Raw genomic sequence first — 18,592 nt, forward strand, 5'->3', positions numbered from 1 at the left:
ACGTAATTTACCCGCCTACATTATTAGGATTGTAACCTAAGTATGGGACTTGATATTCCTTAAACGTAATGCCATATTCTTCTAATTCTTTTAGAATAGGAGTATATACTTCTTTTTGTATAGGAAGCTGGACACCAGGTGTAATAATATCTCCATTTAGAATACGAAGTGTTGCCATTGCAACAGGAAGACCTACCGTTCTTGCCATAGCAGTTTCGATTTGATCATTTCCTATGTTTACCATCGTAGCATCTATTTGTTTACGTTTTCCGTCAAGTTCGTATCCAAATTTATGGTACATAACAATCATATCTTTGTCTTCTGGAGCTAGGGTCCATTTATCTTCTAAGATACGCTGTAGGCATTTTGCTGGAGTAGCATTTTTTAAGCCTAATTTTTTATCTGGATTAAAAATATCTAATTCTACCAATTTATCCCAAAGTAGGTCATCTTGATCTATTTTGAGATAGTGACGTAATTTTAACTCTACAGAATCAGTAGGAGAGTAGGGAAGGAAGAGATTTAGAAAATCTCTATAACTCATGTTTTCTGTTTCTTGAAGTGTATAACTATCGTCAGTCATACCCATCATCACAAAAATATGCCATGCTTTAGAAAATCCTACGCGACGTATAGTACCTCGGTATAAAGTAGGGATATCATCCAGACCATACACCGATCTATATTTTAACGAATTTCTATTTGCATATCCTTCAAAACGACCATATCCTTCTATTTCTAAAAACTCTGTACGTCTAAAAAGACGTTGGTATGGAATGTATTTATAAGCTCCTTCTTGTATGAATTCTGCAGCCCCTCCTTGTCCAGCAAGTACTACATTGCGAGGATTCCAAGTAAACTTATAGTTCCATAAGTTAGTGTCGCTTTCTGGAGCGACAAGACCTCCAGTAAAACTTTCAAAGAGAATCATTTTACCTCCATTATCACGTATGCGATCTATGACTTGCATTGCACTCATATGATCAATACCTGGATCAAGTCCTATTTCATTCATGAAGATAAGTCCCTTTTCTTTGGCAGCTTTGTCTAATGCCTGCATCTCTTTAGAGATATAAGAAGCTGTCACCATAGATTTATTATACGTGATACAATCACGGGCTACTTCTATATGGAAACGAGCAGGAAGCATAGATACAACAATAGTTGCTTCTTGAATTACTTTTGCACGTTGAGATTCATTAAATACATCTAGAGCTATAGCTTTTCCTCTAGGGTGATCGCCTACAAGTTTTTGTGCATTCTCTATCGAAATATCGCCTACAATAATTTCTAGGTTTTCTGAAGTTGCTTTGTTAAGAAAGTAATTTACTAGTTGAGAAGTAGATTTTCCAGCTCCTATAACTAAGATTGTTCTTGTAGACATATTGGTTGTAAATTTGTGGAGTACGAATGTAGTTATTTGATTAATTATATAACAAGTTATTTTATGAACAAACGACTTTTAGTAACTGGAAGTATTTTAGGATTTCTGGCAGTAGTGATTGGTGCTTTTGGAGCACATGGTTTAGAGAAGTCTTTAGATGCCGATGCTCTAGCAACTTTTGAAACAGGTGTTAAATATCAAATGTATCATGCATTATTAATGCTGTTAGTGGCTATTTTCGCTTTAAGCGAAAAAACAAAAAAAACGCTTCACATCCTTATTCTTACTGGCGTTATACTATTTTCAGGATCTATATATGGACTTGCAACAAATGCACTTACAGGTTTTGATTTTACAACGATTGGGATCATCACACCTATAGGTGGGACGCTTCTAATTATAGCATGGGGACTGCTTATTGTTAAATTCTTCCAAATGAAGAAAGAGAAATAATATAAAAATACTGCTCCAACTCCAAGGTTTTTTTACCTTTGCGCTTTAAAAACAACACAACAAATACCATTTTTATGGCTTCTGACACTTCAGTTACGAAAACGATTTCGTTAAAACCTTATGGAATTGATAACGCAACCGCCCATTATCAGCTAGAACCTCAAGACTTACATGCTATTTCTGTAAAGAATGATATGGGTAAGACAGCTTCTAGTGGAGCACTTGCGGTTAATACAGGAAAGTTTACTGGACGATCACCGCTAGATCGTTTTATTGTAAAAGATGCAAAAACCGAAGATTTAGTATGGTGGGGATCTATTAATATCCCTTTTGAAGCTGACGCTTTCGCGAAATTAAAAAACAAGATTACAGATTATCTTTCAGGTAAAGAATTATATGTGAGAGATAGTTATGCATGTGCAGATGATAAGTATCGATTAAATATTCGTGTAATAAACGAATATCCTTGGTCTAATATGTTTGCATACAATATGTTTTTAAGACCTACTTCTGAAGAGCTTGAGAATTTTGATCCAGAATGGACTATTTTAAATGCTCCAGGATTTCTTGCAGATCCTGAAGTAGATGGAACTCGTCAAAGTAACTTTGCTATTTTAAGTTTTACAGAAAAGACTATTATTATAGGAGGAACAGGATATACAGGTGAAATTAAAAAAGGAATTTTTTCTGCTTTGAACTTTATTCTTCCTGTAGATAAAAACACACTGCCTATGCACTGTTCTGCAAACGTAGGTGATAATGGAGAGACCGCTATATTCTTTGGGCTTTCTGGAACTGGAAAAACAACACTTTCTGCCGATCCTAACCGTAAATTAATAGGAGATGATGAGCATGGATGGACAGCAGAAAATACGATCTTTAATTTTGAAGGAGGGTGTTATGCAAAAGTAATTAATCTATCTGCAGAGAATGAGCCGGATATTTATAATGCTATAAAGCCAGGGGCTATTTTAGAAAATGTGATTATGGATGCCAATGGTGATGTAGATTTTGAAGATACTTCTATTACTCAAAATACACGTGTAAGCTACCCAATTAATCATATCAATAATATTCAAGTGCCTTCTTTGGCAACCAATCCTAAGAATATATTTTTCTTAACTGCCGATGCTTTTGGAGTACTGCCTCCTATTTCAAAATTAACACCAGGGCAAGCAGCGTATCACTTTATAAGTGGGTATACCGCAAAAGTAGCAGGTACTGAGGCGGGAGTGACAGAACCACAGCCTTCTTTTTCTGCTTGTTTCGGAGCGCCTTTTATGCCATTACATCCTACAAAATATGCAGAAATGCTAAGTAAGAAGATGCAAGAAGCTGGCGTAAATGTATGGTTAGTAAATACAGGTTGGACAGGCGGTCCTTACGGGGTTGGATCACGTATGAAATTAAAGTATACAAGAGCAATGATTTCTGCTGCAATGAATGGAGAATTGCCATCTGAAGTTACACATGATGATTATCATGTACATTCTGTATTTGGAGTAGCGCAACCTAGAACATGTCCAGGGGTGCCTACAGAAGTATTATCTCCTCGTGCTACTTGGAATAATGATGAAGGATATTATGAAACAGCGCATAAACTAGCAAAGTCTTTTAAAGAGAACTTTAAAAAGTTTGAAGCGTATGCTAATGAAGAAATTATGAACGGTCAGCCACCATTAGGCTAGTAATGTTATATATAATGTAAGGGGATTATATAAAGATCTCTTTTTCAAAAACTATTAAGATCTCTTGATAGTTTGTTTAGGGATGAAAGGCGATTGTGAAAACAATCGCTTTTTATCTTTAAAAGATAGTGGTCAGAGTTTTTTAAATATCCTCACAAACATTAATCACTTGTTGTTTTTATCTTTTCTCGCTTTAACGCTACGCTCTCCCTTTTTCGTCGTGAATCTCGCGAGCTCGATTTCGCGAAAGCATATTAAGATTTCCCTAGAAGATTATTTTTTTGTTGTAGAAAACGACACTTTTTATAACGCTCTCTTTGTAACCCATGCTCGATAACCAATAATGGCAAGTTGCCATTTTTTTGCTTTCGCTAAATCAAGTTCTTTTTTAGAAAATGATGGAAGTAAAGCTTTGTTTAGTTTGGCTAAAATTTTGAAAAAAGTCATGTGGTAAAAATAAATAATACTAAATAAACTATAAAATGTTAAGTATAGCCTTTGAATTATTTATTTTTATTGAAAGTCATAAATACGATGCGCAAAAAAATAAAAGCACTTGTCCTTTTAATAGCTATTACTTTATTGGTAATAGTTGTCTCTAATTATTCTATAGAGTCTTATGCAAGTGATAAAACGTTTAGCGCTGTTTCTGATATTAAAAAAAATAAGGTAGGACTGGTATTAGGAACCTCTAAACTTTTACAAAATGGACGTACTAACTTATATTTTACATATAGAATAGAAGCAACTGTAGCGTTGTATAAAGAAGATAAAATTGACTTTGTTTTAGTGAGTGGAGATAATAGTACCAAGCTCTATGATGAACCTACTGATTTTAAGGAAGAACTTGTGAAAAGAGGGATTCCTGAAGATCGAATATTTCTAGATTATGCAGGATTTAGAACATTAGATTCTGTAATACGAGCTAAAGAAATATTTGGGCAAGAAGAAATTACTATTATCTCTCAAGAATTCCACAATGAACGTGCTATTTACCTTGCAGGTAAGAATGATATAGAAGCAGTTGGTTTTAATGCACGAGATGTCTCTAGACGTTATGGTTTAAAAGTGCAACTTAGAGAATATCTAGCGAGAACAAAGGTGTTCTTAGATATACTATTTGGTGTAGAGCCTAAGTTTTTAGGGGAGAAAATAGAGATTAAGTAAGGGATGAAAAAAATAGTTTTTGCCATATTGCTCGTATTTATTTTAGGCTTTCTCACCTATTGGGGGATTGAAATGAGTCAATTTGCTCATGGGGTCAAAAATGACTCAGTACAACTTGAAAAATTTGAGTCTTATAAGGAAATCCAGAATGGCGATATTATTTTTCAAACCTCAAAATCAAGCCAGAGTAAAGCTATTCAATTAGCAACAAACTCGAAGTATAGTCATATGGGTATTATCTATAATATAGATGAACAGTTTTTTGTATACGAAGCTATCCAACCAGTAATGATAACTCCTTTACAGGATTGGATAAATCGAGGAAAAAACAAGCATTATGTAATTAAGAGGCTTAAAAATGCTAATGAAATACTTACAAATTCAGTAATTGCTAAAATGAAACAAGTAGGAGAACAATATAGAGGAAAGCCTTATGATCTCTATTTTGAATGGTCTGATGATAAAATTTATTGCTCTGAACTTGTATGGAAAATTTACAAAGAAGCTACAGGGATAGAGATAGGAGAACTTGAACAGCTTTCTGATTTTAATTTAAATAATGATGTGGTTCGTGCTAAAATGAAAGAACGTTATGGTGATAGTATTCCAATACATGAAAAAGTGATTTCACCAGCTGCAATGTTCAATTCAAATGCATTAATAACTATTAAGCAACATTAAAAAATGCCTATTACTTTGCTAGAGATAATTAGTAATTGTTGTAGCTATGCTGTCTTCGTTTTCTTATTGACAAGATATACACCAACAATAATAACTAGAGAAGCAAAAAATTGCCAAATAGTAAATTTTTCAGCATAGTTGTGTTACGGAAAGTTTGTTGGATTTTTGTGCTTCGCATTTTACAAAAATCAACAAACAACCACCCCAATAGTAGTTATGTAGTTTTGGTTTTCTTATTGACAAGATATACACCAACAATAATAACTAGAGAAGCAAAAAATTGCCAAATAGTAAATTTTTCAGCATAGTTGTGTTACGGAAAGTTTGTTGGATTTTTGTGCTTCGCATTTTACAAAAATCAACAAACAACCACCCCAATAGTAGTTATGTAGTTTTCGTTTTCTTATTGACAAGATATACACCAACAATAATAACCAGAGAAGCAAAAAATTGCCAGATGGTAAACTTTTCATCATCTAATACTCCCCACATGACGGAAATGATGGGCATAAGGTAAGTCACTGATGAGGCAAATACGGGGTTGCTTATTTGTACTAACTTATTAAACATCACTTTTGCCATGGCGGTTCCAAATAAGGCTAGAATGACAATATACCCTAATGATAGTTGTACTTCCTGAGAACGTAATAATTCTTGATTAAAGAAATCAGAATACACCAATAAAACCAATGCTGGAGGAATTAAAAAAATAAAGTTCCCTGTCGCAATAGCGATAGCAGAAATATCCTGCATATATTTTTTGATAATATTTACATTAAATGCATACATAACCCCTGCAGATATAACAAGTAATGCATACCAGTAGTTTTGACTAGGATTGATACTTGCTCCAATAAGAATTAATGCTGTGGCACCGCTCAAACCTACTAAAACACCTAGTAATTGACGTTTTAAGAATGTAGCGCCAAATAATGTCAAGCCTAATAGAAGTGTCAGTAAAGGAACACTAGAGTTTAATATGGCAGCGATCGCACTATCTATTTCTGTTTCGGCATAGGCAAATAGAAATACGGGAAGACCAGTTCCTAAAACTCCAGAAATAATAATCCATTTCCATTCTGCTTTTTTGATAGTGCGTAAACTTTTCCAGCCGATGAGTAATAAGAAAAATGCAGTAAATAAAATACGTAAAGCTCCAAGTTGAATAGGCGTCAAGCCTACAAGTCCTTTTTTTATGAGTATGAAAGAACTTCCCCAAATAATGGATAATACCACGAGATATATCCATTTTAATGTGCTGTTTTGCATTGCAAAATTTTAGATATGCAAAGTTCGGAAATTCCTTGGTGAGTTTATCGATTTATGAGTTTAAAATAAATTGCTTTCTATAAATAATGGTAATGACTTCTGTTTATAGAGCGTAGTGAGGAAATGATATGATTCTTATAAGTTGTTTTGATGCTGGGTATGTTTTCACGAAAGTGAAATTTATATGGAGCTTGCCGAAATACGAATGCGTACTAATCTTCTGTAGACCAAGTGATCGTTTCCATAAGATGACGAATATCATTCTTAAGATATGCAGCAGCGGGATAAAGGCTATCGTAGTTTGGTTTTGCATTAAAATAAATAGAACCCGTAATAAAATGTTTTGTGCTATCTGTTACATAAAACTGTGACTGAGAAGCTGCATTCCCTCGCACGTCATAAAACATACCGTATACATTTTGTAGCTCATTGATGTATTTTTCTTCAATAATATCATCTGCTTTGATGACATGCTCATAGGTGAGCTTTTGGGCATCTCTTAATAAGGAATTTATATTATTATCTACTTTTCGATACGTCAAAAATAAGGTGCCGTTGAGTCCAGGGTAATTAATAGTTGCAGAGCAGTTATCTTTAAAAACAGCAGTGCTTATATAATTGTTTTCAAATTTATAATCACAATTTGAAGGGGTAGTGACATAATTGGGGTTTGGGTATGTAAGACTTAGATAGGCTTCTGGTTTTGGTAATACATCATCTCCACAAGAAACAAGTACTGCACAACAGATTAGAATTTGGATATAATAGCGTAAGGTCAAGATCGTATGGTGAATTTAATTTGTTTTATGCGTTTCTTATCTATGGTTTCAATAGTAAACGTATATTGGTCATAACTTATTACTTCATTTTTTCTAGGAAAACCGCCGGATATTTCTAGTATAAAACCTGCAATAGTTTCGGCCTCTCCTTTTTGATTTTCAAAAATACTATCATTTTCAAGATGTATAATACGATAAAAATCTTTTAACGATGTCTTTCCGTCGAAGACATAATTGTGTTCATCTATCTTAGAATAAATGATATCTTCATCATCAAATTCATCACTGATATCACCTACTATTTCTTCAATAATATCTTCTAGTGTAATAATCCCACTAGTACCTCCGTATTCATCTACCACAATTGCAAGGTGGTTTTTCTTTTCTTTAAACTCGGCAAGTAAATCGTCCAATTTTTTATTTTCAGGCACAAAATTAGGTTCTCGCAATAAAGATGTCCACTCAAATTTTTTATCAGAAAGATGAGGTAATAAGTCTTTTACATATAAAATCCCTACAATGGTATCAATACTATCTTCAAATACGGGAATACGAGAATATCCTCTGTCTTTTATTTGTGCCAGTATATCAGTGTAGGAATCTTCTTTATTAAGGGCAAAAACGTCCATACGAGGTCGCATAACCTGCTTAGTATCGGTATTTCCAAAGGCTACGATTCCTTGTAGTATTTTTTGTTCTTCTTTGGTGGTGTCGCCTTCACTAGTAAGTTCTAATGCTTGTGATAGTTGGTCTACATTAAAATTTGATTTTTGATCTCCTAGCGTATTATGTATTTGCAAAGTAATGTAGCGCATGGGGCCACTTAATGGCGTAAAAATAATATCTAATACTCTAAGCGGTGTTGCCATAAAACTCGCAAACTTAATGTTGTTGCGGCTTGCGTAAATTTTAGGTAAAATCTCGCCAAAAAGTAAAATCAAGAACGTAATGATGATGATCTCAACGATGAATCGTACTGAAATACCAAGAAATGTAGTAGTGATATCACTAAATAAAATATCTCCTACACTAGCAAAAAGAAGGACAATAGCAATATTAATAGTGTTATTTGCTACTAATATGGTGGCTAAGAGTTTTTTAGGTTTTTGTAGAAGTTTGGCAACTGTTTTTAGCTTAGGATTTTGATGATCTGTTGCATCGGGCTCTTCTATATCTGTAGGTGTTAATGAGAAAAAAGCAACTTCGGCACCGCTTATAAGGGCAGAGCATATAAATAATGCTATTAATAGAATACTACTAATAAGAATGGTACTATCAAAAGCTAATAGTATAAGCAAGGGTTCAGGGTCAGGATCCAATCGTATTTAAATTCGTTAAACGTGATTCTAAAATGGAAGGTCATCTACATCCTCTGCAGGATTTGTTTGAGCTGGAGTCGATGGTGGCTGTTGAGCTGGTTGTGATGATTGAACGGGTTGTGATGCTTGTGCAGGTGTATTGCTTTGTTGCTGCCCTTCTCCTTTAGGAGTAAGAAACGTAAAATCTACACACTGTATCTCGGTACTATAACGCTCAAGACCTTTGTCATCTGTCCACTTTCGAGTTTTTAAACGACCTTCTATATATACTTTATCTCCTTTTTTGAGATATTTTTCACAAATTTCGGCAGCTTTATTTCGTACAACTATATTGTGCCATTCGGTATTACTTACGCGCTCTCCTGTTGTTCTATTGGTGTATTCTTCATTGGTAGCTAATGGAAAACGCCCTATGCTATTACCTCCTTCAAAGTAGTGCATTTTTACCTCGTCTCCCGTGTGACCAATTAGAATTACTTTATTAATAGTTCCTGCCATAGTATCAAATATAAGAAAATATTAAGCTGTAATCTATAAACTTATAGATAAACAACTATTACAAGATGTTGATTTTTATAGAGGGAACCTGATCTGTAACTTTAATAGAAAATATAAGAAAGGCCTCTCGTTAGAATTATCTAAAAGAGGCCTCACTAAGCAAACTTAATTTTAAATGAAAGAAATAAGTATTTAGATGATTTTTATTTCTTTATTGTAAGTAGTTAAACCATTTCTTACTTTAATACTGTAACTTCCTTTATATGCCTTTTTAAAGTTAAATGACTTATGAATAGTCTTATTGTCTTTGATTGTTTCAGAAAATACAATACGCCCAAAACCATCTCTGATGGTAATCTTTATTGGATTTAAATCCAAGTTTAAAAGAATTACAGATACTTTTTCATCTTTTTCTCTAATGACTAAATCATCTGTAATGGTTTTGGGATTTGATTCTTTTGTCTCTACAAATGTTTCCAATGTTGTAGCATTTACATGTACACTAGTGATTAAAAGTGCAAAAAGCAGTGATAATTTTAATGTGTTTTTCATAATATTCGATTTAAATGATTGATGACTAAATTATTATGACACAAACATACACCAGAATGCTACCCGTTGCTATTACATTATTTTCATATTAATGTTCTAAATTACCCTCTGTTAAATTTATGATTTATTATTATGTTAATTTAGCACATATTTAAGGTAATTTTCTAACGATTTAACTTCAAAAGCGTTTTTAACTTTAGCCATAAAAGCTTGATATGATTTTACAGAAACCTACTTTAGAAGCGATCACCCCTAATTTTGGAAATTCCTTTCTATATCAAAAATTTGATAAGGAAAATAGGAATGATAATACGGTATGGCATTACCATCCTGAGTTAGAACTTGTATATGTAAATGGAGGCACAGGGAGAAGACTTGTAGGAAGTAACCTTTCTTATTATACATGGGGTACTTTAATTTTAGTTGGTAGTAACTTACCTCATTGTGGATTTACAGATCATCAAACAGGCAATAAATTTGAAACCGTCATACAAATGAAAGCTAATTTTCTTGGAGATGATTTTTTTAATATTCCTGAAATGTCTCATATTAAAAAGCTTTTACAAGTATCAAAACGCGGGGTTGTATTTTCTGGAGTCACAAAAACAGAAGTAGGTGCTCTTATGGAGAGCATGGATCAGCAAAGTGATTTTGAGCGATTACTATCTTTTTTAAAGGTCCTTAATAGACTTGCTACTACAAAAGAATTTAGAATACTTAATGCAGATGGATTTACCTTATTATCTAATGTACACGATAATGATAGAATTAATTTAGTGTTCAATCATGTAAAAAACCACTTTAAAGAAGAAATCCCTCTAGAGCAGATGTCAGAACTAACGCATATGACAGTTCCTTCTTTTTGTCGTTATTTCAAGAAAATAACAAATAAGACATTTACGCAGTTTGTCAATGAATATCGCTTAGTGCATGCTTCAAAGTTGCTCTCTGAACACGCTATGACAATTACTGATGTGTGTTTTGAAAGCGGATTTAATAACTTCTCACACTTTAATAAAAGATTTAAAGCATTTACAGGACAGAGTCCTTCTGCATATAGAAAACAAATTAAAACTATTTTAGATTAAAATATGCTACTATAAATTTTTCAATAAGCACAGGAACAGGATGCGATGTTAATGTTTTGATTTCTAAAGCAGTATCATCTAGTTTTTCTACATCAATAATCCAAAATATAGTGTGTAAGTGCTGATGGGATAATTTATGCACAATAGGTTTTATGTTATGTTGCTCTATGCTTTTTATTGTGTAAGCTGCTGTTTTTTTTAGGAAGAGTTCGCTTTCGCGAAAGCGGGAAACGTCAAACTCCCCTTCAATCATAGGGAATTGATAAAGACCTTGCCAAATTCCTTTTCCTGTACGCCGTTCAATTATAGTTTTATGATCTGATGATTTAAACACAAGATAATTTAAATAGCGATTTTTAACTTTTATTTTCTTGAGCTTTACGGGTAATGTGTTAATACTATTTTTTTGAAGTGCAACACAAGAATCATTAAAAATGCAATGCAAGCAATAAGGGTTTTGAGGTTTGCATTGTATAGCACCAAACTCCATAATCGCTTGATTGAAATTTGCAGGTTGCTCTATATCGATAAGCTCTTGAGCTAAAGCTTTAAATTCTTTAATACCTTGTGTGCTATTAATAGGAGTATCAATCCCAAAATATCGAGATAATACACGATATACATTTCCATCTACTACGGCTGTGGGTTCATTAAAACTAATACTTGCTATAGCACTGGCGGTATAATCTCCAACACCTTTTAATTTTAAGAGTTCTTTATATGTATTAGGAAAAATGCCCTCACAATCTTCCACAATATATTTTGCAGCTGCGTGTAAATTTCTTCCACGAGAATAATATCCTAGTCCTTGCCATAATTTTAACACTTCTTCTTCAGAAGCGTTGGCTAGATCATGTACAGTTGGAAAAGTTTCTGTAAACTTCAAATAATAGGGTAATCCTTGGGCAACTCTAGTTTGTTGAAGAATGATTTCAGAGAGCCAAATACGATAGGGGTCAGTAGTTTGTCTCCAAGGCATTTCGCGCTTGTTTTCTATGTACCACGATATAAGTTTATTAGAGAATTTCAAAGGGAAATATAGGTTTTTTGCTAAAATATATACTTATCTTCTTATATTTTAAAAGATTATGCTTGAAAGTTTGAGTTTTTAATGCTTATATTTGCGAACTTGAAATTTTAACCCCTAAACAATTTTTAAAATGACAAAAGCTGATATTGTAGCAAAGGTATCTGAAAAATTAGGTATCGAAAAGAATGACGTACAAGCAACTATCGAATCATTCATGAGTGAAGTAAAAACTTCTTTAGAAGGTGGTGATAACGTTTACTTAAGAGGATTTGGTAGCTTTATTATTAAAACAAGAGCGGAAAAAACAGGTAGAAATATTTCTAAGAATACGACTATCAAAATTCCAGCGCACAACATACCTGCGTTCAAACCTGCAAAAGTATTTGTAGAAGGAGTAAAGACGAACGTTGCAGTATAATTTATTAAGTAACCTAATAAAAGAATCATTTTATGCCAAGTGGTAAAAAAAGAAAAAGACACAAGGTAGCAACGCACAAACGTAAAAAGAGACGTAGAGCAAACCGTCACAAGAAGAAAAAGTAGTCTAAGACTACTTTTTCTTTTGAATTATACATATATCATTAAACATCTGATATCTAGAGCTATAAAAATTTGCGTATAAAATGATTACACTTAAATTTTACAGAGGGTATTCTCTATTGTAAAATAGGTAGTAAAGTGATTCTTTTTTTAGGCTCGTTTTGTCTAGATAGCATTTGTATAATTCATTTAGTTCTTTGACATCGTAACAAAAAAACCCTAATACCTTGAGGTTTGTATGTTACAACGTATTTATTACATTTTGTATACATAGTTATACGTTATGATACCTGTGATAAATTATTGTATAATCCATTTGTCACGCACTATGTGCATGATGGATAAAAATTACTAAAGAGTGAATAAAGAATTGATTATAAGATCTAGTTCCTCGGTAGTTGATTTTGCCTTACTAAAAGATGGAAGACTTATAGAACTTCACAAAGAAGAAGATGGAAATAAATTTAATGTTGGTGATATTTATATCGCAAATATTAGAAAAACAGTTTCTGGACTAAATGCTGCATTTGTAAATGTAGGATATGAAAAAGATGCTTTTTTGCATTATCATGATTTAGGTCCAAAACTTCCAACACTTCTAAGTTACATAAAACGTGTAAGCACAGGTAAATTAAAAGACTATTCTTTAAACAACTTTCCTTTTGAAAAAGACATAGATAAAAACGGTAAGATTACCGATGTCTTGAAACAAAAACAAAGTGTACTGGTACAAATTGCCAAAGAACCTATTTCTACAAAAGGCCCTAGAATAAGCAGTGAGCTTTCTATAGCTGGTAGATATATTGTTCTCGTGCCTTTTTCTGATAGAATTTCTATTTCACAAAAAATAGAAAGCAAAGAAGAAAAAGCGCGTCTTAAGCGATTAGTACAAAGCATCCGTCCTAAAGGATTTGGTGTGATAGTACGCACAGTTGCAAAAGGAGTAAAGGTCGCCGAACTAGATAAAGACCTTCAAAATTTGGTAGACAAATGGGCTACCATGAGTAAAAAAATTCAAGGCGCACATCATCCAAGTAAAGTGCTTGGTGAAATGAACCGAGCATCCTCAATTTTAAGAGATATCTTTAACGATTCTTTTACGGGGATAACAGTAGATGATGAGGCGCTCTATTATCAAATCAAAGAATACTTAAGCGAGATCGCTCCTAAAAAAGAGAGCATTGTAAAATTATACAAGAATAATACGCCAATTTTCGAAAAATTCGGGATAGAACGACAGATTAAAACATCTTTCGGAAAAACCGTATCTATGAGTAAAGGAGCGTATCTTGTAATCGAGCACACAGAAGCCCTACATGTAGTTGACGTAAATAGTGGTAACAGATCAAATAAAGCAAAGAGTCAAGAAGACACTGCGCTAGAAGTGAATATGATTGCCGCTTCAGAAATTGCACGCCAGCTTAGCCTCCGAGATATGGGAGGTATCATTGTGATTGATTTTATAGACATGAACAATGCAGAAAATCGCAGAAAACTCTTTAATCATCTTAAAGATGAAATGAAAGATGATCGCGCAAAGCATAAAATATTACCGCCTAGTAAATTTGGATTAATCCAAATTACTAGACAGCGAGTACGACCAGAAATGAATATCAAAACCCGCGAAGAAAATCCTAATGGATCAAACGGAGAGATAGAAGCGCCTATTGTAATGGTGCAAAAGATGGAAGGTAAACTCGATAAAATTCTTAAAAACGGTAACAATAAGGTGACGCTTCATGCACACCCATTTGTTGCAGCTTTTCTAACCAAAGGATTTCCATCTATTCGTTCTAAATGGTTTTTAGAACATAAAAAATGGGTAAAAGTAATGCCCAGAGACGCTTACACGTATCTTGAATATCGCTTTACAGATAAAAGCGGTAAGGAAATTAAAATATAGAATTATAAAACCCTGTTCCCTAAAAGGAATGGGGTTTTTTTATGCCCAAAAATAAATGGAAATAGTATTTTTAACCCGTGATACAACCCATAAAAACGTATACAGTAGAAGAAGCAAAACGCAAGTTAGAACGATATTGTGCATATCAAGATCGTTGCCATCAGGAAGTGCGTAAAAAGCTGGTAGAGATGCGTATGATTCCTGATGCCATAGATGTAATTATTGGGCATCTTATCGAACATGATTTTTTAAATGAAGAACGTTTTGCAAAAGCCTTTGTACGAGGAAAATTCAATCATAAATCTTGGGGAAAACAACGTCTTGTAAGAGAATTAAAATTAAGAAAACTCTCAGCATATACAATCAAAACGGGGTTGTTAGAAATTACTGATGAAGACTATGAAAAGGTTTTTGATGCGCTTTCGCGAAAGCGTATACAGCAATTATCATCAGAAAAAGACAAATACAAAAAAAGAAAAAAACTAGCTGATTATCTTATTTATAGAGGTTGGGAGGGAGACTTGGTGTATCAAAAAGTGAAAGAATTAGTCCCGTAATAGTACTATTTTTAGCTTAGTCTAAAATAAGTTTTTTACTAACCAACATAATTAATTTACTTTTGCCGTATGTATACAAGAGCAGAAGAAAATTATTTGAAATGTATCTTCCATTTAGAACAAGAGCATAAAGGCGCTGTTGCGACAAACGCAATTGCTCAAATGATGAGCACTAAAGCGTCGTCTGCTACAGATATGATACAGCGTCTTGCTGATAAAGAACTCGTTTCCTATCGTAGATATAAAGGAACTACACTTACAAAATCAGGTATTGCTGTGGCAGTTGCAGTCATACGTAAACACAGACTTTGGGAAGTGTTTTTAGTTGAAAAACTAAACTTTCAATGGGATGAAGTTCATGAAATAGCAGAACAATTAGAGCATATCCAATCTGAAGAGTTAATTACACGACTTGATAAATTTTTAGACCACCCCGATTACGATCCTCACGGAGATCCTATACCAGATAAAGATGGGAATATTAAAAAAACTGAGAAGAAGGTGTTGTCAGAAATGAGTAAAAGTCAACATGGTATTTTAGTAGGAGTACGAGAAACTAGTGGTGAGTTTTTGCAATATTTAGATAAGCGTAATATCGCTATTGGAACTAAAATCAAAGTGCTTGGAAAAGAGTTTTTTGATGGTTCTATGATTATTCAAGTAAAGCGAGAACAATTTTTTATCTCCAAAAAAATAGCCGAAAACTTATATATCCAAGTATAATATACAAATCTTAAAAAATCCAATTTTTGAAAAAATCAATAATTATAATGTGCCTTTTGGGCTTTAGTATACAGCTAGTAGCTCAAGAAACTGAAACAACACCAGATTTGGTTACAGATCGGCCTGATGCTACAGAAGCGCCTACAGTGGTGCCAGTAGGAAGTTTACAAGTAGAGACGGGAGCATTGACGACATCATTTGAAGATAACGGTATAAAAGAAGAAGTCTTCACCTATAATACAACTCTATTACGCTATGGGATTTTAGATAATCTAGAATTGAGAATAGGTTGGAATTTTGAAGAGGTACAAACTACCATTAACGGCATGGAATCTAATGATGTTGCGAGTGGTTTGTCTCCTTTGTTATTTGGTGCTAAAGTTGCTATAACGGAAGAAAAAGGATGGTTTCCAGAAATAGGATTAATTGGTCATATATTCTTGCCTTTTACAGCGAGTTCTGATTTTAAACCAGAATTTACAGCAGCCGATTTTAGATTTTCCTTTAATCATACGTTAAGTGAGCGCTCAGGTATTGCTTATAATCTAGGAGGACAATTAGGAGGAGAATCTGCTGAGTTTGCTTATATATATACACTAGCCTATGGATATTCAATTACTGATAAATTAGGAGCTTATGTAGAGGTATATGGAGATCTGCCAGAAGATAGTAGTGCAAATCATTTTTGGGATGCAGGACTTACGTATGCTATTGCACCACTTATTCAGCTAGATGCTACCGTGGGGCAGAGTATTACAGAAGGTCAAGATATATTGCTTAGTGCTGGTGTTAGTTTTAGAATTGATAAAAAATGAACATAAAAAAAATACTCGTATTCCTTTTTGTTTTAAGTGTACTTGGTTGTAAAAATGAAAAGTCAACAACCAATGATCGCTTAAATGTAGTCACCACTACAACCATGATTACAGATCTAGTAAAAAATGTAGGAGGTGATATGATAGAGGTACAAGGGCTAATGGGAGCAGGGGTAGACCCACATCTCTATAAAGCAAGTGCTGGTGATGTTACAAAACTTTCTAGAGCAGATATTATATTTTATAATGGATTACATCTAGAAGGAAAATTGGTAGAAGTTTTTGAAAAAATGGGATCTGCTACAAAAACACAAGTAGCATTAGGAGAACGACTAGATAAATCAACACTAATAGGATCTGATTACTTTGCTTCAAATTATGATCCACATGTGTGGTTTAATATTCAATATTTTAAGCAATTTGTAGATGCAGTCGTTGAAGTACTCTCTACAAATGACCCTAAAAATAGGGAACGTTATGCTGCAAATGCCAACGCTTATTTAAAACAATTAGATGCGCTTGAAAGCGAAATAAAAGGAGTCATAGAAACGCTTCCTAAGGAAAAACGAATTTTAGTGACGGCGCATGATGCTTTTAATTACTTTGGAAAGAGCTATGACTTTAATGTAGTAGGCTTGCAGGGATTATCTACTGCAACAGAAGCTGGTGTAAAGGATGTACAACGTTTATCTCAATTTATTATAGATAATAATGTGAAAGCCATTTTTATTGAAAGCTCGGTGCCAAGACGTACGATAGAGGCGTTGGAGGCTGCTGTAAAGGCAAAAGACCACGAAGTGGTTATTGGAGGTTCACTATATAGTGATGCTCTGGGAGATGCGGGTACAGAAGAGGGAACGTATATAGGGATGTTTAGATATAACGTGCATACGATTGTAAACTCGCTTAAGTAGCGTGTATACGCTTTCGCGAAAGCAAACAATGAAATAATAGATAAATGAAAAAAATAGCCATTCGTGTAGATGATTTAACGGTAGCTTATAATTATAAGCCTGTGTTGTGGGATATTGATTTAACAGTCCCAGAAGGCGTGTTGATGGCTATTGTAGGTCCAAATGGGGCAGGAAAATCTACCTTGATTAAATCAATCTTAGGTATTATAGACCCTATTGCAGGGAGTGTTTCCATTTATGATAAACCCTATAGTAAGCAACGCAAGTTAGTAGCATATGTGCCTCAAAAAGGAAGTGTTGATTGGGATTTTCCAACCACAGCATTAGATGTCGTAATGATGGGAACTTACGGAAAACTTGGATGGATAAAACGACCAGGTCAAAAAGAAAAAAAAGCCTCTCTTGAAGCATTAGAAAAAGTAGGAATGCTTCCTTTTAAGCATCGACAAATTAGTCAGTTAAGTGGTGGGCAACAACAACGTGTTTTTCTTGCAAGAGCTTTGGTGCAAAATGCATCTATCTATTTTATGGATGAACCCTTCCAAGGAGTAGATGCGACAACAGAAATAGCAATTATTAATATTCTAAAAGAACTCCGCAAAGCAGGAAAGACAGTCATTGTAGTACATCACGATTTACAAACGGTACCAGAGTATTTTGATTGGGTGACTTTTTTAAATGTAAAAAAGATCGCTACCGGCCCCGTGAAAGATATTTTTAATGATGATAATTTGACAAAAACCTACGGAATTAATTATAAAGTAGCGGTTAATCAATAGTCGTTTGTCTTTAGTCGATTAGACAGTATAAAATAAAATATGGAAAAACCTAAATTTAAGTTTGAAGATTTAAAAGTATATCAGAAAGCATTAGATTTTGTGGATTATGTATATGTAACTACAAATAAGTTTCCTAAAGAAGAAGTCTACGGATTGTCTTCTCAATATAAAAGAACTTCAATGTCTATTCCATTGAATATTGCAGAAGGAGCTGGTGATACGGATGCTCAGTTTAATCGTTATTTGCAAATGGCTTGGGATTCTGTCAAAGAATGTGTTGTATGCTCAAGCATTGCTAAAAGACAAGGTTTTATAAGACCAGAAGAAGATAACGAGGCAAGAGTAAAACTTTCTGAAATGGCAAAGATGATAACATCCTTAAAGAAGTACTTAAGAAAGAATAATTAATTTATAAAAACTACCGTCTAAAGACTATAAACTACAGACTACTAA

General features: G+C 33.7%; 21 protein-coding genes. 13 read left to right on the forward strand and 8 right to left on the reverse strand.

Translation table 11 applies throughout. From position 1 onward, the window contains the following. Positions 1–7: 7 nt before the first annotated feature. Complete coding sequence (locus CHB80_RS07105; protein ID WP_089370699.1) at positions 8–1,384, reverse strand: saccharopine dehydrogenase family protein; 1,377 nt, start codon at positions 1,382–1,384, stop codon at positions 8–10. A 63-nt stretch (positions 1,385–1,447) separates the two neighbouring features. On the opposite strand from CHB80_RS07105, the gene CHB80_RS07110 reads away from it, so the two are divergent. Both CHB80_RS07110 and pckA read left to right on the forward strand, forming a co-directional pair. Then, positions 1,448–1,837 (forward strand): DUF423 domain-containing protein, encoded by a 390-nt coding sequence (locus tag CHB80_RS07110; RefSeq protein WP_089370700.1) that lies wholly within the window; start codon positions 1,448–1,450, stop codon positions 1,835–1,837. Between the two features lie 74 nt (positions 1,838–1,911). Further along, a complete protein-coding gene (gene pckA / locus CHB80_RS07115) occupies positions 1,912–3,525 on the forward strand; it encodes a phosphoenolpyruvate carboxykinase (ATP) (protein WP_089370701.1) in 1,614 nt (537 codons plus the stop codon). 303 nt (positions 3,526–3,828) lie between these two features. On the opposite strand, the gene CHB80_RS07120 is transcribed toward pckA, so the two are convergent. Further along, entirely contained in the window at positions 3,829–3,972 is a 144-nt protein-coding gene (locus tag CHB80_RS07120) for an SsrA-binding protein (RefSeq protein WP_089370702.1), read from the reverse strand. 87 nt (positions 3,973–4,059) lie between these two features. On the opposite strand from CHB80_RS07120, the gene CHB80_RS07125 reads away from it, so the two are divergent. Next, positions 4,060–4,692 carry a SanA/YdcF family protein gene (locus CHB80_RS07125; RefSeq protein WP_089370703.1) on the forward strand — a complete coding sequence of 211 codons (633 nt, stop codon included), beginning with the start codon at positions 4,060–4,062 and terminating at the stop codon, positions 4,690–4,692. Between the two features lie 3 nt (positions 4,693–4,695). After that, positions 4,696–5,373 (forward strand): YiiX family permuted papain-like enzyme, encoded by a 678-nt coding sequence (locus CHB80_RS07130; protein ID WP_089370704.1) that lies wholly within the window; start codon positions 4,696–4,698, stop codon positions 5,371–5,373. 384 nt (positions 5,374–5,757) lie between these two features. Here CHB80_RS07130 and CHB80_RS07135 read toward each other — a convergent pair whose 3' ends face one another. The 5 genes from CHB80_RS07135 to CHB80_RS07155 all read right to left on the reverse strand — a co-directional run bounded on the left by CHB80_RS07135 (position 5,758) and on the right by CHB80_RS07155 (position 9,790). Then, positions 5,758–6,642 carry a DMT family transporter gene (locus CHB80_RS07135; RefSeq protein ID WP_089370705.1) on the reverse strand — a complete coding sequence of 295 codons (885 nt, stop codon included), beginning with the start codon at positions 6,640–6,642 and terminating at the stop codon, positions 5,758–5,760. Between the two features lie 212 nt (positions 6,643–6,854). Beyond that, the gene (gene gldD / locus CHB80_RS07140) at positions 6,855–7,421 is read right to left on the reverse strand and encodes a gliding motility lipoprotein GldD (protein WP_089370706.1); all 567 of its coding nucleotides are present in this window, start codon (positions 7,419–7,421) and stop codon (positions 6,855–6,857) included. After that, a complete protein-coding gene (gene gldE, locus CHB80_RS07145; RefSeq protein ID WP_089370707.1) occupies positions 7,418–8,740 on the reverse strand; it encodes a gliding motility-associated protein GldE in 1,323 nt (440 codons plus the stop codon). Before gldE ends, gldD begins: the two co-directional genes overlap by 4 nt. A 27-nt stretch (positions 8,741–8,767) precedes the next feature. Continuing rightward, positions 8,768–9,238, reverse strand: a complete 471-nt coding sequence (locus tag CHB80_RS07150) for a single-stranded DNA-binding protein (protein ID WP_089370708.1) — start codon at positions 9,236–9,238, stop codon at positions 8,768–8,770. A 192-nt stretch (positions 9,239–9,430) separates the two neighbouring features. Continuing rightward, positions 9,431–9,790: a hypothetical protein gene (locus tag CHB80_RS07155; RefSeq protein ID WP_089370709.1), complete on the reverse strand. Its 360-nt coding sequence runs from the start codon at positions 9,788–9,790 to the stop codon at positions 9,431–9,433. A gap of 215 nt (positions 9,791–10,005) precedes the next feature. Between CHB80_RS07155 and CHB80_RS07160 the strand changes: the two genes are divergently transcribed. Continuing rightward, positions 10,006–10,878: an AraC family transcriptional regulator gene (locus tag CHB80_RS07160; protein WP_089370710.1), complete on the forward strand. Its 873-nt coding sequence runs from the start codon at positions 10,006–10,008 to the stop codon at positions 10,876–10,878. On the opposite strand, the gene mutY is transcribed toward CHB80_RS07160, so the two are convergent. Then, entirely contained in the window at positions 10,865–11,908 is a 1,044-nt protein-coding gene (mutY, locus tag CHB80_RS07165; protein ID WP_089370711.1) for an A/G-specific adenine glycosylase, read from the reverse strand. The two genes, CHB80_RS07160 and mutY, sit on opposite strands and share 14 nt — an antisense overlap. 130 nt (positions 11,909–12,038) lie before the next feature. Here mutY and CHB80_RS07170 point away from each other — a divergent pair, with 130 nt between their 5' ends. From CHB80_RS07170 to CHB80_RS07205, 8 genes are all read left to right on the forward strand, one after another. After that, complete coding sequence (locus CHB80_RS07170) at positions 12,039–12,326, forward strand: HU family DNA-binding protein (protein WP_089370712.1); 288 nt, start codon at positions 12,039–12,041, stop codon at positions 12,324–12,326. Positions 12,327–12,806: 480 nt separating this feature from the next. Continuing rightward, positions 12,807–14,351 carry an Rne/Rng family ribonuclease gene (locus CHB80_RS07175; protein ID WP_089370713.1) on the forward strand — a complete coding sequence of 515 codons (1,545 nt, stop codon included), beginning with the start codon at positions 12,807–12,809 and terminating at the stop codon, positions 14,349–14,351. 77 nt (positions 14,352–14,428) lie between these two features. Continuing rightward, positions 14,429–14,908 carry a regulatory protein RecX gene (locus CHB80_RS07180; RefSeq protein ID WP_371874984.1) on the forward strand — a complete coding sequence of 160 codons (480 nt, stop codon included), beginning with the start codon at positions 14,429–14,431 and terminating at the stop codon, positions 14,906–14,908. Between the two features lie 69 nt (positions 14,909–14,977). Next, entirely contained in the window at positions 14,978–15,631 is a 654-nt protein-coding gene (locus tag CHB80_RS07185; RefSeq protein ID WP_089370714.1) for a metal-dependent transcriptional regulator, read from the forward strand. Positions 15,632–15,657: 26 nt separating this feature from the next. Next, entirely contained in the window at positions 15,658–16,446 is a 789-nt protein-coding gene (locus CHB80_RS07190; RefSeq protein WP_089370715.1) for a transporter, read from the forward strand. Next, positions 16,443–17,360: a metal ABC transporter solute-binding protein, Zn/Mn family gene (locus CHB80_RS07195; RefSeq protein ID WP_089370716.1), complete on the forward strand. Its 918-nt coding sequence runs from the start codon at positions 16,443–16,445 to the stop codon at positions 17,358–17,360. Before CHB80_RS07190 ends, CHB80_RS07195 begins: the two co-directional genes overlap by 4 nt. Positions 17,361–17,404: 44 nt before the next feature. Beyond that, a complete protein-coding gene (locus CHB80_RS07200) occupies positions 17,405–18,139 on the forward strand; it encodes a metal ABC transporter ATP-binding protein (RefSeq protein ID WP_089370717.1) in 735 nt (244 codons plus the stop codon). 39 nt (positions 18,140–18,178) lie between these two features. Then, positions 18,179–18,547 (forward strand): four helix bundle protein, encoded by a 369-nt coding sequence (locus CHB80_RS07205; RefSeq protein ID WP_089370718.1) that lies wholly within the window; start codon positions 18,179–18,181, stop codon positions 18,545–18,547. Positions 18,548–18,592: the final 45 nt, after the last annotated feature.

It is taken from the genome of Dokdonia pacifica (assembly GCF_900188275.1).
Lineage (GTDB): Bacteria > Bacteroidota > Bacteroidia > Flavobacteriales > Flavobacteriaceae > Dokdonia > Dokdonia pacifica.